This window comes from Granulicatella sp. zg-84 (genome assembly GCF_010892375.1).
GTDB lineage: Bacteria > Bacillota > Bacilli > Lactobacillales > Aerococcaceae > WM01.
On the sequence record NZ_WNJX01000009.1, the window covers coordinates 1 to 16,361 of the forward strand.

At 35.7% G+C, this 16,361-nt stretch carries 12 protein-coding genes; all 12 read right to left on the minus strand.

Features of this window, described 5'->3' with window-relative positions; genetic code table 11:
- Positions 1–46 precede the first annotated feature (46 nt).
- Positions 47–289, minus strand: a complete 243-nt coding sequence (locus GMA06_RS02945; protein ID WP_163561631.1) for a hypothetical protein — start codon at positions 287–289, stop codon at positions 47–49.
- A gap of 218 nt (positions 290–507) precedes the next feature.
- Positions 508–4,158 carry a DNA-directed RNA polymerase subunit beta' gene (gene rpoC / locus GMA06_RS02950; RefSeq protein ID WP_163561632.1) on the minus strand — a complete coding sequence of 1,217 codons (3,651 nt, stop codon included), beginning with the start codon at positions 4,156–4,158 and terminating at the stop codon, positions 508–510.
- An 84-nt stretch (positions 4,159–4,242) separates the two neighbouring features.
- Complete coding sequence (gene rpoB, locus GMA06_RS02955) at positions 4,243–7,866, minus strand: DNA-directed RNA polymerase subunit beta (protein ID WP_163546545.1); 3,624 nt, start codon at positions 7,864–7,866, stop codon at positions 4,243–4,245.
- Between the two features lie 286 nt (positions 7,867–8,152).
- Positions 8,153–9,556, minus strand: coding sequence for a 6-phospho-beta-galactosidase (lacG, locus tag GMA06_RS02960; RefSeq protein WP_163561633.1), 1,404 nt, complete (start codon positions 9,554–9,556; stop codon positions 8,153–8,155).
- A gap of 16 nt (positions 9,557–9,572) precedes the next feature.
- The gene (locus GMA06_RS02965; protein ID WP_163561634.1) at positions 9,573–11,222 is read right to left on the minus strand and encodes a lactose-specific PTS transporter subunit EIIC; all 1,650 of its coding nucleotides are present in this window, start codon (positions 11,220–11,222) and stop codon (positions 9,573–9,575) included.
- A gap of 8 nt (positions 11,223–11,230) precedes the next feature.
- A complete protein-coding gene (locus GMA06_RS02970) occupies positions 11,231–11,542 on the minus strand; it encodes a PTS lactose/cellobiose transporter subunit IIA (protein ID WP_163546548.1) in 312 nt (103 codons plus the stop codon).
- Positions 11,539–12,543 carry a tagatose-bisphosphate aldolase gene (lacD, locus tag GMA06_RS02975; RefSeq protein WP_163546549.1) on the minus strand — a complete coding sequence of 335 codons (1,005 nt, stop codon included), beginning with the start codon at positions 12,541–12,543 and terminating at the stop codon, positions 11,539–11,541. The genes GMA06_RS02970 and lacD overlap by 4 nt, the downstream gene beginning before the upstream one ends.
- Position 12,544: 1 nt before the next feature.
- Entirely contained in the window at positions 12,545–13,477 is a 933-nt protein-coding gene (locus GMA06_RS02980) for a tagatose-6-phosphate kinase (protein WP_163561635.1), read from the minus strand.
- A gap of 100 nt (positions 13,478–13,577) precedes the next feature.
- Positions 13,578–14,093, minus strand: a complete 516-nt coding sequence (gene lacB, locus GMA06_RS02985) for a galactose-6-phosphate isomerase subunit LacB (protein WP_163546551.1) — start codon at positions 14,091–14,093, stop codon at positions 13,578–13,580.
- A 20-nt stretch (positions 14,094–14,113) separates the two neighbouring features.
- Positions 14,114–14,536, minus strand: a complete 423-nt coding sequence (gene lacA / locus GMA06_RS02990) for a galactose-6-phosphate isomerase subunit LacA (RefSeq protein ID WP_163546566.1) — start codon at positions 14,534–14,536, stop codon at positions 14,114–14,116.
- A 289-nt stretch (positions 14,537–14,825) separates the two neighbouring features.
- Complete coding sequence (locus GMA06_RS02995; RefSeq protein ID WP_163546552.1) at positions 14,826–15,587, minus strand: DeoR/GlpR family DNA-binding transcription regulator; 762 nt, start codon at positions 15,585–15,587, stop codon at positions 14,826–14,828.
- A gap of 103 nt (positions 15,588–15,690) precedes the next feature.
- A complete protein-coding gene (deoC, locus tag GMA06_RS03000) occupies positions 15,691–16,359 on the minus strand; it encodes a deoxyribose-phosphate aldolase (RefSeq protein ID WP_163561636.1) in 669 nt (222 codons plus the stop codon).
- Positions 16,360–16,361 lie beyond the last annotated feature (2 nt).

Consider the following 16,361-nt stretch of genomic DNA (forward strand, 5'->3'; position numbering starts at 1 on the left):
GGCTGTGTCGACTGTTTCCAGTCGTTTTGTCGTCCCTTGCGACGACTTATACATCATACCAACACACCTTTTTTTTGTCAACACCTTTTTCAAACTTTTTTTCTTTTTTTTCAAACTTTTTTATTTCAACCGTCAGATCAACGTTTTTGGCACTTATCTCTTTTCTGTTACCATTAACCACTTGTGATTTGTAAGTGAAAAATACGTATTTTGTATAGCTTTTCATCATTTTTTGTAATCCAAAAGCGGATAAATATGTATATTTATGTTCATTTATAACTAATAACATCTCAACTGTGCCCTAAAAATAAAGTATATTTTTTGACAAAAGTCTTTTTTAGACAATACTTTTTATTGTAAAACATCTTCTTCAGTAACATCGAATAGCAACTGCTATTCACACCATTATTTACTAATTCTTGAAAACAAGGCAATTTACACCTTTCTTCCCGATACCCCACCAACGCACAAAATAAGGCTAACAATCTCGTTAGCCTTATTTTTATTTTATTCATAAATTGTTAAATCATCTTCGTTTGTTGCTTCGTATTCCCCGTCAGCAATGCTGTATACGCCATTTGTTTTATTGCTTAAAACTTCTGGTTTCATACGGCGGTATCTAGACATACCTGTCCCGGCTGGGATAATTTTACCGATGATAACATTTTCTTTTAGACCTAATAATTCGTCACGTTTTCCACGAATAGCAGCATCTGTTAAGACACGTGTTGTTTCTTGGAATGAGGCAGCAGATAAGAAACTATTTGTTTCCAATGACGCTTTTGTAATACCTAGTAATACTGGACGTGCTGTCGCAGGAGTATCACCCATACGTAATGTTGCCATATTTTTCTCTGTAAAGTCTGCAATATCCATCAATGTGCCTGGTAAAATTTCAGTTGCACCTGGATCCATAACGCGTACTTTGCGTAGCATTTGACGAACCATTACTTCAACGTGTTTATCTCCAATTTCTACCCCTTGCATGCGGTATACTTTTTGCACTTCACGTAGTAAGTATGTTTCAACTGATAATACATCACGTACACGTAATAACTCTTTAGGATCAATAGACCCCTCTGTCAACGGCATACCACGATGTACACTATCTCCTACGGACACTTTTAAGCGAGAAGTATATGGTACTGTATAAGTTCTTGTATCTGTTTTCCCTTGTACAGTAACATCTTTACTTCTATCTGAAGGATTTTCTTCGATAGACGTAATATCCCCCGCAACTTCGGTAATGATAGCACGACCTTTTGGATTGCGCGCTTCAAAAATTTCTTGAATACGAGGTAAACCTTGTGTGATGTCATCTCCAGCAACCCCGCCTGTATGGAATGTACGCATGGTTAACTGTGTTCCTGGTTCCCCGATAGATTGCGCCGCAATAATACCTACTGCTTCCCCAACCTCAACATCTGAACCTGTTGCTAAGTTACGTCCATAACAGTGTTTACATACACCATGGCGGGTATTACATGTAAATACTGAACGAATTGTTACTTCTTCAACACCTGCTTCTGTGACACGGCGAGCATCATCTTCAGTAATCATTGTATTACCTTTTACGATAACTTCATTTGTTTCTGGATGGATAATTGAGCGTTTTGCATAACGACCCACTAAACGTTCTTCTAAACTTTCAATAACTTCATTGCCTTCTTTGATAGCAGAGATAGTTAATCCTCTATCTGTTCCACAATCTGTTTCACGAATAATCACATCTTGTGCAACGTCTACTAAACGTCTTGTTAAGTAACCTGAATCGGCTGTTTTTAAAGCTGTATCGGTCATCCCTTTACGAGCACCGTGTGTAGAAATAAACATTTCTAAGACAGATAACCCTTCACGGAAGTTAGACGTAATTGGTAATTCCATGATACGACCGTTTGGAGCAGCCATCAAACCACGCATACCAGCTAACTGTGTAAAGTTGGAAATGTTACCACGGGCACCAGAGTCACTCATCATAAAGATTGGGTTTCGATCATCTAATGATTCCATTAAGGCAACTTGGATGTTATCTTTCGCTTCGTTCCAAGTTGAAATAACATTTTGGTAACGTTCTTCATCCGTAATCAAACCACGTCTAAATTGTTTTGTAATATTATCAACTTTTTTATGCGCTGCATCTAAAATATCCTTCTTCACAGCTAAGTTTGTAATATCAGCAATACCAACAGTAATTCCCGAACGTGTTGAATAACTGTATCCTAAGTTTTTCATTCTATCCAACATCTCAGATGTTTGCGTGATGTGGAATCGTTTGAATACTTCAGCAATGATGTTTCCTAGATTTTTTTTCTTGAATGGTGCTACTAATGGTTGTTCTTGGATAAAATCAGACACATTCACGCCTCTATCTACAAAGAACTTATCAGGTGTAGCCACTTCTAAATTATATTGCGTTGGTTCATTTAAATAAGGGAACTCAACTGGCATAATTTCATTGAAGAAAATTTTACCAACTGTTGTCACTAACAAACGTTCTTTTTGTGAATCTGTAAATGGTTTATCCCCTAAAGCTGTTGGATCAACGGCAATACGTGTGTGCAAATGAACAAAACCATTTTGATAAGCGGTTCTAACTTCATCAACACTGCTAAACATCATACCTTCTCCAACACGACCAGCGTCTTCCATAGTCAAGTAATAGTTACCTAAAACCATATCTTGAGAAGGTGTTACAACCGGTTTACCATCTTTTGGATTCAAGATATTTTGTGCAGCTAACATCAATAAACGTGCCTCTGCTTGCGCTTCTTGTCCAAGTGGTACGTGAACAGCCATTTGGTCTCCGTCAAAGTCGGCATTATACGCTTCACACACTAGTGGGTGTAAACGAATTGCACGTCCTTCAACCAACGTTGGTTCAAACGCTTGGATACCTAATCTATGCAATGTAGGTGCTCGGTTTAGCAATACTGGATGTTCGCGAATAACTTCTGCTAATACTTTCCATACATCATCATCTTGACGTTCAATTTTACGTTTTGCATTTTTGATATTTCCTGCTAATTCGCGTTCTACTAATTCTTTCATTACAAATGGTTTGAATAATTCAATCGCCATTTCTTTTGGTAGTCCACATTGATACATTTTTAAATTTGGACCAACAACAATAACAGAACGACCAGAGTAGTCAACACGTTTACCTAATAAGTTTTGACGTAAACGACCTTGTTTCCCTTTCAACATGTGTGAAAGAGATTTTAATGGGCGATTTCCTGGTCCTACAACCGGTCTACCGCGACGACCATTGTCAATTAGAGCATCTACTGCTTCTTGCAACATACGTTTTTCATTTTGTACAATGATAGTAGGAGCGTTAATCTCAATAAGACGTTTTAAGCGATTATTACGGTTAATCACACGGCGATATAAATCGTTCAAGTCACTTGTTGCAAAACGTCCGCCCTCTAACTGAACCATTGGTCTTAAATCTGGTGGAATAACTGGTAATGTGTTCATCACCATCCAGCTAGGTCTATTGCCTGAATGTCTGAATGCATCTAAAATATCCAAACGACGAATTGCTCTTGTACGGCGTTGTCCTTGTGCTGTTTTTAACTCTTCTTTTAGTTCTGTAACTTCTTTTTCTAAATCTACACGTTCTAATAATTTTTGAATGGCTTCAGCTCCCATCATAGCAGTGAACTGGTTTCCATATTTCAATTTATATTCACGGTATTCACGTTCTGATAATAATTGTTTGTTCTCTAAAGGTGTTGTTCCTCCATCAATGACAACATAAGAAGCAAAATAAATAACTTCTTCTAATGAACGAGGACTCATATCCAATACCAATCCCATACGGCTTGGTATGCCTTTAAAATACCAAACGTGTGATACTGGCGCTGCCAATTCAATGTGTCCTAAGCGTTCACGGCGGACTTTCGCACGTGTCACTTCTACTCCGCAGCGGTCACATTTTACGCCTTTGTATCGAATACGTTTATATTTACCACACGAACATTCCCAGTCTTTTGTAGGTCCGAAAATACGTTCACAAAACAGACCTTCTTTTTCTGGTTTTAATGTTCGATAGTTTATTGTTTCTGGTTTTGTGACTTCACCATAAGACCATTCTCTTATTTTATCTGGTGATGCTAGTGAAATCTGCATACTATCAAAATTATTTACATCTATCAAGGGGCCAACCTCCCTTTATATTTTTCGAGCTGCCCAATATGCTCTTTTATTCATGAATCTAAGAGAGCTATGCTCTCTTAGATATTATAAATCAATGTCTGCGTCATCAATGTCATCCAATGTTATGAATTCATCATCCACAACATCTTCTTCAACGATTTCTTCTTCAGCCAATTCTTCATCAACTTGTCTTAAACGTTCTGCGTATTGTTCTAGGCGATTGACGTTCACAACATCATCGTCATCGTCCATATCACGCAATTCAATTTCTTCGTCATTTTCATCAAGCACTTTCATGTCTAAACCTAATGCTTGTAATTCTTTTACTAATACTCGGAACGCTTCTGGCACACCTGGTTTTGGAATTTGTTGACCTTTAACAATCGCTTCATATGTTTTCACACGACCAACAGTATCATCAGATTTGTATGTTAAAATCTCTTGTAATGTATAGGCTGCTCCATACGCTTCTAATGCCCATACCTCCATTTCACCAAATCTTTGTCCACCAAATTGTGCTTTACCTCCAAGAGGTTGTTGCGTAACAAGTGAGTATGGACCAGTTGAACGAGCATGTAATTTATCATCAACCATGTGTGCTAGTTTAATCATGTACATGACACCAACGGATACACGGTTATCAAATGGTTCTCCTGTTCTACCGTCATATAAAACTGTTTTAGCATCTTTTGCCATACCAGCTTCTTCAATCGTACCCCAAACGTCTTCTTCACGAGCACCGTCAAATACTGGTGTTGCAACATAAATACCTAATTCTCTAGCTGCCATACCTAAGTGTAATTCAAGTACTTGTCCGATATTCATACGTGAAGGAACCCCTAATGGATTCAACATGATGTCTACTGGTGTTCCGTCAGGTAGGAATGGCATATCTTCTTCAGGCATAATGCGGGATACAACCCCCTTATTACCATGACGTCCAGCCATTTTATCCCCTTCGTTAATTTTACGTTTTTGTACGATATATACACGTACCAACATATTTACACCTGGAGATAGTTCATCACCATTTTCACGTTTGAAGATTTTTACATCATGAACAATACCACCACCACCATGAGGTACTTTTAATGATGTATCACGTACTTCTCTTGCTTTTTCACCGAAAATCGCATGTAAAAGGCGTTCTTCTGCTGATAATTCTGTCAAACCTTTTGGTGTTACTTTACCAACTAAAATATCACCATCTTTTACTTCTGCTCCAACACGAATAATACCAAATTGGTCTAAGTTGCGTAACATATCTTCCCCAACATTAGGGATTTCACGTGTGATTTCTTCAGGCCCTAATTTAGTATCACGAGCCTCTGATTCATATTCTTCAATATGAATAGATGTGTACACATCATCTTTTACTAAACGTTCACTCATAATAACAGCATCTTCATAGTTATAACCTTCCCATGTCATAAAGGCAACAAGTACATTTTGGCCTAATGCCATTTCACCTTTTTCCATAGATGGTCCATCTGCTAAGATTTCTCCAACATCTACTCTATCGCCTTTTGAAACTAGCGGACGTTGGTTATAACATGTTCCTGAGTTAGAACGAGCGAATTTAATAATATCGTATTTATCTAACGCTCCATTATCGCGACGCACTCGAACTTCTTTTGCATCAACATACTCTACAATACCTTCATGTTTACAAATCAAGGCTGCTCCAGAGTCATGTGCTGCTTTATATTCCATACCAGTACCAACAAAAGGTGCTTTTGGATTAATTAAAGGAACAGCTTGACGTTGCATGTTCGCTCCCATAAGAGCACGGTTTGAGTCGTCATTTTCCAAGAAAGGAATACACGCTGTCGCTACAGCAACTACCTGTTTTGGAGATACGTCCATATAGTCTACTCTTTCAACTGGTACTTCCAAGTTACCTTGAGCAGATCTTGCCATGACAAGTTCATTTACAAAACTTCCGTCTTCATTTAACGGAGAGTTCGCTTGGGCAATCACAATGCTTGCTTCTTCATCTGCTGTTAAATAATGAATTTCGTCTGTTACTTTGTGTGTTACTGGATCTACTAAACGATACGGCGTTTCAATAAATCCATACTCGTTTACTTTCGCATAACTTGATAAACTGTTAATCAAACCAATGTTTGGTCCCTCTGGCGTTTCGATTGGACACATACGACCGTAGTGAGAATTGTGTACGTCACGTACTTCATATCCTGCGCGGTCACGTGTCAAACCGCCTGGTCCAAGGGCTGATAGACGACGTTTGTGCGTCAACTCACCTAATGGGTTTGTTTGGTCCATAAATTGTGACAACTGTGATGAACCAAAAAATTCTTTGATGGCAGCTACAACCGGACGAATATTGATTAACGCTTGTGGCACAACTGTTTCTGTGTCTTGAATAGACATACGCTCACGGACAACACGTTCCATACGTGCCAATCCTACACGGAATTGGTTTTGTAATAATTCACCAACTGAACGAATACGTCTATTTCCTAGATGGTCAATATCATCTACTGAACCTAATCCTTCAGACAAATTCAAGAAGTAGTTCAATGAAGCAATAACATCAGCAGATGTTAAGCTTTTAATATGTGAATCTACATTGCCATTTCCAATCACATTGATGATACGATCAGGATCATTTGGTGAATAAATTTTGACAATTTGGATAACAACCGGATCTGTCGTAACACCGTCATCTGTTGGATATAATGTCACAGCATTTAATCCATTGTTAAAATGCGGTTCTAATTTTTCTAATACATCTTTAGATAAAACCGTTCCTGCGCTTGCTAACACTTCGCCTGTTTCTACATCTACAAGTGTTTCAGCTAATGTTGTATCTCTTAAACGTAGTAATAAGTTTAATTTTTTGTTAACTTTATAGCGACCTACCGCAGCCATGTCATAACGTTTTGGATCAAAAAAACGTGCATTTAATAAATTACGTGAACTATCTGCCGTTTTCGGTTCACCCGGTCTTAAACGATCATAAATATCTTTTAACGCTTCTTCTGTTCTTGTATCGGCTGCATTTTTATGTACATCTTTTTCGATTGTATTTTTTAGTTGAGGATCTTCACCAAAAATATCTAAAATTTGGTCGTCAGAACCAAAACCTAGAGCACGAACAAGTGTTGTTACAGGAATTTTTCTTGTGCGGTCAATACGTGCATAAGCAATATCTTTTGCATCTGATTCATATTCTAACCACGCCCCACGGTTTGGAATTAACGTTGTTCCAAAACTACGTTTACCATTTTTGTCCATTTTTTCATGGTAGTAAACACCTGGAGAACGTACTAACTGAGAAACGATAACACGCTCTGCCCCGTTGATGATAAATGTTCCCATTTCTGTCATCAATGGTAAATCTCCAAAGAATACGTCTTGGTCTTTCACTTCTCCCGTTTCTTTGTTAATCAAGCGTAATTTAACATACATCGGTGCAGAATAATTCACATCTCGATTACGAGATTCTGCTAAACTATATTTTGGTTCTTGGAAATGATAATCTAAAAATTCTAATTGTAACTTACCTGCATGATCTTCGATTGGTGAAATATCATGTAGTACATCACGAATACCTTCTGCTAAGAACCATTCATAAGAATCTGTTTGAATTTCAATTAAGTTTGGTAATTCCAACACTTCACTAATTCTCGCATAGCTGCGACGTACACGGTGTTTACCATATTGAACATTATGTCCTGCCACTCATGTCACCCCTAGTTTATTTTATATAACATTTTCGTTACTTTTATTACAATTACGTTACAAAAATCAATAATGAGCAAAAAAAAGGCAAAAGAAATATGTTTACACAATGATTCTTTTGCTCCTAAAATGCGAATAAAATAAGGATTGGACAATATTTCAACACTTATTTTTGATTTTAAGTACACGTTTTGCATTATGATATTATACTCCTTTCAGTTCTTTATGTCAAAATATAATAAACAAAAAGCGTTAAGTTTATCATGCAAAACTTAACGCTTTTTTATTATTTAATTTCTCGGGTTTGTGCCACTATTTTATACCAATAGGCACTCTTTTTAGGATAACGTTCTTGTGTATCAAAATCGACATAAAATAAACCGTATCGCTTATTATATCCATTTGACCATGAGAATACATCCATTAACGACCACAAGAAATATCCTTTTACAATTACTCCATCCTCGATTGCTTGATGAATAGCCTCTAAATGTTGTCTAATATAGTCAATTCGTGGCTCGTCATCAATTACGCCGTCTTTAAACTCGTCCTTATACCCCATACCGTTTTCTGTTACATATATTTTTTTATAGTTTGGATATTCTTTTTTTATACGCACCATCATATCATATAGTCCCTTTGGATAAATGAGCCAATCCCAATCCGTACGTGGAATATCCATATCAAATTTATGTTCCCCTACACCTTTTAATCGGAATACAGACGTCCCCTTCTCGCCTGTTCCATTATGAAAAATCTCATTCTCACCAGAATAATTTTGAATAAAGTTGCTTTGATAATAGTTGATACCTAAAAAATCATTTTTATCACTGGCATGTTTCAGCAACTCTAAATCTTCTTTTTTTATGTCAACACTCGCATTATTCGCCCTTAAAATAAACTGAATGATGTCCAATGTTTCTGCTGAGTATCCTCCATTGAATGTCGCCTCTAATAAAAATGTATTCGATAGTGTATCATCTTTTTTAGCAGCAAATGTATTTTCTTGCTTGTTTTCATAAGGATACTTATATTCTAATGAATGAATAACACCTATTTCCCCTTTTATTTTCAATGCTTTAAAAGCAATCACTGTTTTAGCATGCGCAAGCATCATATTGTGCATAGATTGCACAAGTTTTCCATAATCAAATCGAATACCCGGCGGAAACTTTCCGACTAAGTATTGCCCACTTGATACTGGCCAAATTTCATTGAAAGTTACCCAATAACGAACATCTTCTTGAAATTCTTTAAAGCAAAAGATTGCATAATTCACAAAATGTTCAATATTATCTCGATTTAAAAAATCTCCATTACAATGTAGTACTTCTGGCGTGTCAAAATGATGTAATGTGACAAACGGTTCAACATGTCTTTTCCGACACTCTTTAAACAAACGATGATAAAAATCAATTCCTTCTTGGTTAGGCGTCCCATAACCTTCTGGAAAAATGCGTGACCATGCAACTGAAATTCGAATACCGTTTATACCGAATTGTTCACTTAACGCCAAATCAATGGGATACTTATGATAAAAATCACTAGCAGGTTCTGCTAGAAACTTTCCCTCTTTCTCTAAATATGTATCCCATGCAACCCGCCCTTTATTCCCCTCTTTTGTGGCACCCTCTGCTTGATACGCAGCAGTTGCTCCACCAAACACAAAATCTTTTGGTAACTTTTTCAACCCAATAACCTTCTTTCTAATCTTGAAACTGTTTTAACACAAAATCTAAAGAACCTTTCGGATCTCTTGTTAAGCCAATATATTCAGCACCTTTTGTTTTTACTAATTTGATATGCAATGCATCTGTTTCTTTTTTGATATCTTCATAGTTAGAAGCTACTTGTGGTGCTAGTACGACTAAATCAAAATTTGATAATATATCATGATGTGCTCCATAGGAGTCTGCCGCTGCACTAATTGGCTGTTGATACTCTTTTGCGGCTTTATTTAGTGCATTTGCTAAAAGTCCACTTGTACCACCACCTGCACATAAGACAAGTACGCGTGTTTCATTTATTAATACAGTCGTGTCAATTTCTGTTTGTGTATCTTGTTGATTCTCTTTTAAATATTGTTTTTCAGTCAATTCTTTTTCTAAAATTTGTTTATCATACACTTTAAAAAATGGATAATAAATAAGTGTATCAAGTATAATCAGTAATGGTGCTAATACGAATGCAAACTTATCCAGTCCCGTCGTTAAAATCAGTCCTATCGGGGCAGGTGTTGTCCAAGGAAGTGTATGTATACTTCCGTTCATTCCTAGTACATCAACAAATCCTTTAAATAAAAAGACGTTCACAATCGGAGCTAACACAAAAGGAATGAAGAAAACAGGATTTAAAACAAGTGGTGCTCCAAATAAAATAGGTTCATTCACTCCAAAAGCTGTTGGAATAAAGGACGAACGCCCTACCGCTTTATTTTGTTTCGATTTACCTAACCACATAAACATAAACGGCACAACAAATGTCGCTCCTGTACCTCCCATTGTTGCAACAAACATTTGTAAACCCGGTGTCACAATATTGGTTGCATGTGCGCCTGATTGAAATAATTTTAAATTAGCATCTACATTGATATACATTAACGCTGCTACAGCAGGTTCAACAACAGACGGCCCATGAATACCAACAAACCAAAATAACGCCATGGCTCCATAAATAATTGCAATACCGACATAACCGTCCGCTGCACTAAATAGCGGTTGTAACACTTCAATCATTGCTTGCGCAAAATGTTTACCTAATAAACTTCTAATTAGAATATCAATACCAAATAATACAAAAACAGTTAAGCTAAATGGAATAACATTTTTGAACGTTTGCGCAATATTCGGTGGCACTTCTTCTGGCATACGAATTGTAATATTATTTTTTGTACATAAATAATAAATATTTACTGTAATAAAAGCTGAAATAAATGCCGCTATTAGTCCAGTAGTACCTAAGTAGCCTTTTGAAAAGGCATTGTCTACTAAATCACAAGATAACAATAAAAAACCAACAATCGCTGCTAACATCGTCGATATATGGTTTATTTGATTTGTTTTTTCTAATTGACGATTAAAAGAATCTGTCAAAGACTTTGCCGTTGTAGCTGAAACAAGTACAGCAATAATCCCCATTGAATAATGATATGGTTTCATAATGAGTGCTTCAATATCTTTCGACCAAAAGAATCCAAAAACATTTGGTACAAAAGCAACCAATAGAAACATACTCGAAAATAATACAACTGGCATTGCGGCGATAAAGCCTTCTTGAATAGCTCTTAAATATTTGTTTCTTGAAATTTTTTCAAAAAATGGTTTTGTTGCTTCAATTTTTGATATTAACCCATTCATGTTTAACCCTACCCTTTTTTATATAAATAGATAATATGTTCCACAAGATCTTTTAACAATAATGTTGTCATCAAATGGTCTTGCCCATGTATCATAATAAAACTCATTTCAATATCATCGCCACTTGCTTCTTTAGCTAGCATATCTGTTTGAGTTTTGTGTGCATTCTTAATATTCTCTTGTGCTTCTGCAATCAATTCCTGAGCCTCTTCAAAATGACCTTCTTTTGCTTTTGATAGAGCATCTAAAAGAGCAGAACGAGCATCCCCAGCATAAGCGACAATTTCAAACCCGAGCATACAAACATCTTCTTTTTTCATTCGTTCACCCCCTTTTCAAATTTTTCCGTCCATGATGTCGCCGTAGTATTTAAAACGAAATTTAATGTTTCAATATGTTTTTTTCCTATCGTTTGTAACCATTCGATCGTTTTTTCTTTACCGTATCGAACAAATACCTCAATAGCTCCGCTCCATGTGGCACGTCCACATAATACACCATTGAAAGTTGATCCAGCTTCTTTAGCCAATACTAATGTCTTTTGGAATAAGTCAGCAGACACTCCTGCACTCAAAAAAATAAATGGTAGAGGAGTGCTATCTGACTGCATTTTAAAGAATGCCTTTGCTTCCTCTTGTGTATAGACAGATTCAACACCTTCTTGTGTAAAACCTTCAACAAATGCCATATTTACAGGCACCTCAACTTTCAATACATCTACACCGTATTGAACTTGACTAAATTCTTTCATCGCCTCAATAACCTTGTTAGGTTTTATACGGGCGTATTCTATACTTGTATTATCTTGAATAAGATTATCGTATGTCACAATTTCTAAAAAGAATGGTATATCTTCCGCTCGACATTCACTACCAATTCGTTCGATATACGCTTTTTTTCTATCGTTGATAGTCATCACATCATCTATATTGTAATAAAGTAAAAACTTACAAGCATCCGCACCTTGTTCTTTCAATCGTTTTACGGACCATGTATCCAATATATCTGGTAGACGTCCAATAGTATTGGCATCATATCCTGTTTTTTCATATGCAAGAAGTGCCCCTGCTGTTGAATGTCGAACACGCATTGCTTTTATCCCATACTCTGCATCTAATAAAATCGATGAGGCATAAGCAGTCAGTTGAGATGATACCAATATTTTGAACTGTTCAATTTGTTCAACACTAGCTTTTTCTTCTTGATGGCGCTCTATCATTTTTCTCAAAGCTCCTCGTTGATCAACTGCTAATGCTGATAAAATACCCTTTTCATTACTTAATCTATTTAAACACTCTCTTTTCCCCTTTGTTAAAAACATCTTACACCTCTCTTACTTGAATACCGTCATAAAGTTCTTGATAACGTTCTAAATTCACATGTCCTGTAATATTTTCCATTGCATTTAACATACCTAATACATTTGCTTTTTTCAGCAAATCTACATCAGAAGCTTTATGGGCTAAACTAGATACAATACCCGCAACCGTAGAATCTCCCGATCCAACTGGATTAACAACTTGAATTTTTGGAATATCTACTTTGTAATAGTTATTATGATGTTTAGCAAAGGCACCGTCTTTACCTAAAGATACAATAATCCATTCGATGTCTTTGAATAAATCATGGGACAGCACCTCTTTTAATACATCTATATCTAATGTAATTTGTTTCTTCAATAACTGAGATAGTTCATCAATATTTGGTTTGATAGCAACGGGCTTAACATTACTTTGGAGAACTTCGCTTAAACTATCTCCAGAACAATCTAAGACAACAGGTTTCCCAGCACGTTCACAAATAGATAGCATATCAACATAAAAATTGGCTGGTAATCCTTTTGGTAAGCTTCCTGAAATAGATACAATCTCCACATGTTCAATTTGTTTTTGAAAATATGCTAAAAAAGCATTAGCTTCTGAGTCTAATATGGTTGGACCACTTTCTAAAATCTCTGTTTGTTGCCCATTGTGTAAAATAGCAATACAGTTACGAGTATGTCCAGAAATATTAAAAAAGTCATGTTTAATGGATGCAGTATTTAATTTGTCACGTATATCCTCTCCTAAAGCTCCTCCCAAAAGTCCCCCAGCAACAACTTGTTCACTTAGCTGGTGTAAAACACGTGTCACATTTAACCCTTTTCCTCCGGGCGTTTTGTGAACAGATGACACTCTATTGACAGTGTCTAAATCAAATGTATCTAATTGATACGATACATCTACTGACGGATTCATTGTTATTGTTAAAATCATTTTATTTCCTTCTTCCTAATTCTTTTTCTAGAATGGCATCACAATTTGTAAAACATATTGTATGATCTTTTACTCTCCTAATTGTCCACTTTCTTAATTATTAGTCGTGATAATATCCTTCGTTCCATTTTTGTAAAAATTCATCAAAAAAATACGGATTATCCATATCATCATGTTTACTTTCAAGACATTTTATTTTAGCAATGATTTTTTCTGTGTATTCTGTCGGCTTATATTCTGCATGAATAAAGGCATCAATAATATCACACATCAACAATTCTCCAATAATCTTACCGCCAAAACCGATAACATTGGCATTTAATTGTTCTTTGGCATAAAGAGCTGTTGTCATATCTCTGACAAGGGCTGAGCGAATACCAGGTACTTTATTCACCGCATTATTTATACCCACCCCTGTACCACATATACATACACCTAAATCTGCAGCACCACTAGATACTATTTCACCGACTTTTTTTCCAAAAATGGGATAGTGCGTTCTTGTAAAATCATACGTTCCAACATCAATCACATCATGACCTTTAGACTTCAAAAAATCAGATACAACAATTTTTGTATCCGTAACAATATGATCACAACCTATTGCAATTTTCATTCTGTTTTCCCCTCTCCTTTTTAACACATTTTATTCAGCATATCGACGCGTATTTGATGACGTCCTCCATCATAATGAGCTGATAGAAATGCGATAACAATTTGTTTGGCTAATTCTTTTCCAACAATATTTGCACCAATCGTAATCAACTTAGCATTATTATGTCCACGTGTCATGTAAGCTGATCGTTCATCCGATACTTCCGCAGCAATGATACCTTTTATTTTTGTAGCAGTTATAAAACTACCTGCACCATAACCGTCAAAAACAATGCCTAAACTATCCACATCTTTTTTCAATGCCATCGCAACACGATAAGTGGTGTCTACAAAATCATCTGAAGCACTTAAATCAATGACATTATAATCTCTTGATAGCAAATACGTTTTAATATCATTTTTCAGTGCCTCCCCTTCCGTGTCAGCCCCTAAAATAACATTCATACTCATTAATACCTCCTTTTCAAAGATAATGAAAGATATTCTCTCTGTTTGTATTATAAACAAGTTTAAACATAAAATCAACATATTTTGTTTAAAAAATAAACATTTTATTGTTTGTATGTTTAAAAGTCTATATAACTAGTTTTTACAGAAAAAATAAAAAGCAATAACTTTCCTAAAATCAATATCTGTTTAAACCAATAAATTTGTTAATACTTAAAAAGGCTTGAAATCAACTTATTAAATATGTTGATTTCAAACCTTTTAGTTTAATTCTATATTCATTATTTTAAAATACTTTTGTAAAAGCACTTAATTCTTTTTTATATTCAGCATCATTTCCATTAATAATAACACCGCTAATTTTATCCAAAGTATAAAATGCTGAAAAATCTTCTTTTCCTATTTTAGAAGTATCAATCAATAAATATTTATCTAGAGAATTATTCAGTGCCATTTGTTGTGTATACCCTTCTTTGAAAGTAGATGTCATAATGGCATTATCTTTGACGCCATTACTACTAAAAAAGATTTTACTAAATCTCATTTGTGATAAAATCATATTGGTTAAATCACCACAAAATGATTTCGTCACCTCTCGCATTTCTCCACCTAATAAATAAATTTCTATATTTTCAGATTTTTCTTGCATCAGTATATTGTAAATTGGCAGACAGTTGGTAATCACACGCAGAGATTTTTTCGTTTTGACAATTTTATCTGCCAACATCGCTACCGTTGTACCAGGTCCCAAGAAAACTGTATCGCCTTCTTCTATTAATTCTAATGCTTTTGAGGCTATTTCTTTTTTCTCTTCAATGTTCATCATGTGCTTATCATCATGAGATAATTCTTTATGTTGGAAAACATTTTTACTTCTAGCACCCCCATGTGTTCGAACTAAAAAACCCGATTCTTCTAATTCTGTTAAATCTCGGCGCACGGTCATATCTGATACATTTAAATTATCTACAATATCCGAAACACGTATACTCCCTTTTGTATCTACTAATTTAATAATCGCTTCTAATCTTTCTTCTTTACTTAACATATCGTACCTCTCACCCTTAACAAAAGACTCTCTTTCATTATACACAAAACAAACAAAAAACAAACATATTTTGTTTAAAAAGAAAACAGCTTAAAAAAGCTGTTTAATAGTCTGTATCGGCTGTTTCTCCTTGGCAAATCGCCACACCGCTAGAAGCTCCTAGTCTTGTTGCACCTGCATCAATCATCGCTTTCGCATCTTCTTTTGAACGAATACCACCACTTGCTTTGACGCCCATATCTTTTCCTACAACTTCACGCATGAGTGCTACATCCGCAACTGTTGCACCTCCTGTTGAGAATCCTGTTGATGTTTTAACAAAATCAGCTCCTACACGTCGACAAATATCGCATACTTGGCGTTTTTCATCATCTGTTAATAAACACGTTTCAATGATAACTTTACTTAATGCTCCATGTGTTTTCGCAACGTCCACAACCGCTTTAATATCCTTTTCAACTAATACCCAGTTCTGTGATTTTACAGCCCCAACGTTAATAACCATATCTACTTCATCCGCTCCATTTTCAATAGCATTTTTCGTTTCAAACGCTTTGACTTCTGGTGTATTAGCTCCTTGTGGAAATCCAATAACAGTACACACTTTTACTGTTGATTCTTTTAACTGGTCAGCGGCAAAAGCTACCCATGTTGGTTGAATACAAACAGACATGAAGTCATATTCTTTTGCTTCTTGACAGATTTTTTCAATATCTTTTTGTGTTGCATCTGTTTTTAAAATTGTGTGGTCGATGTATTTATTTAATGCCATTT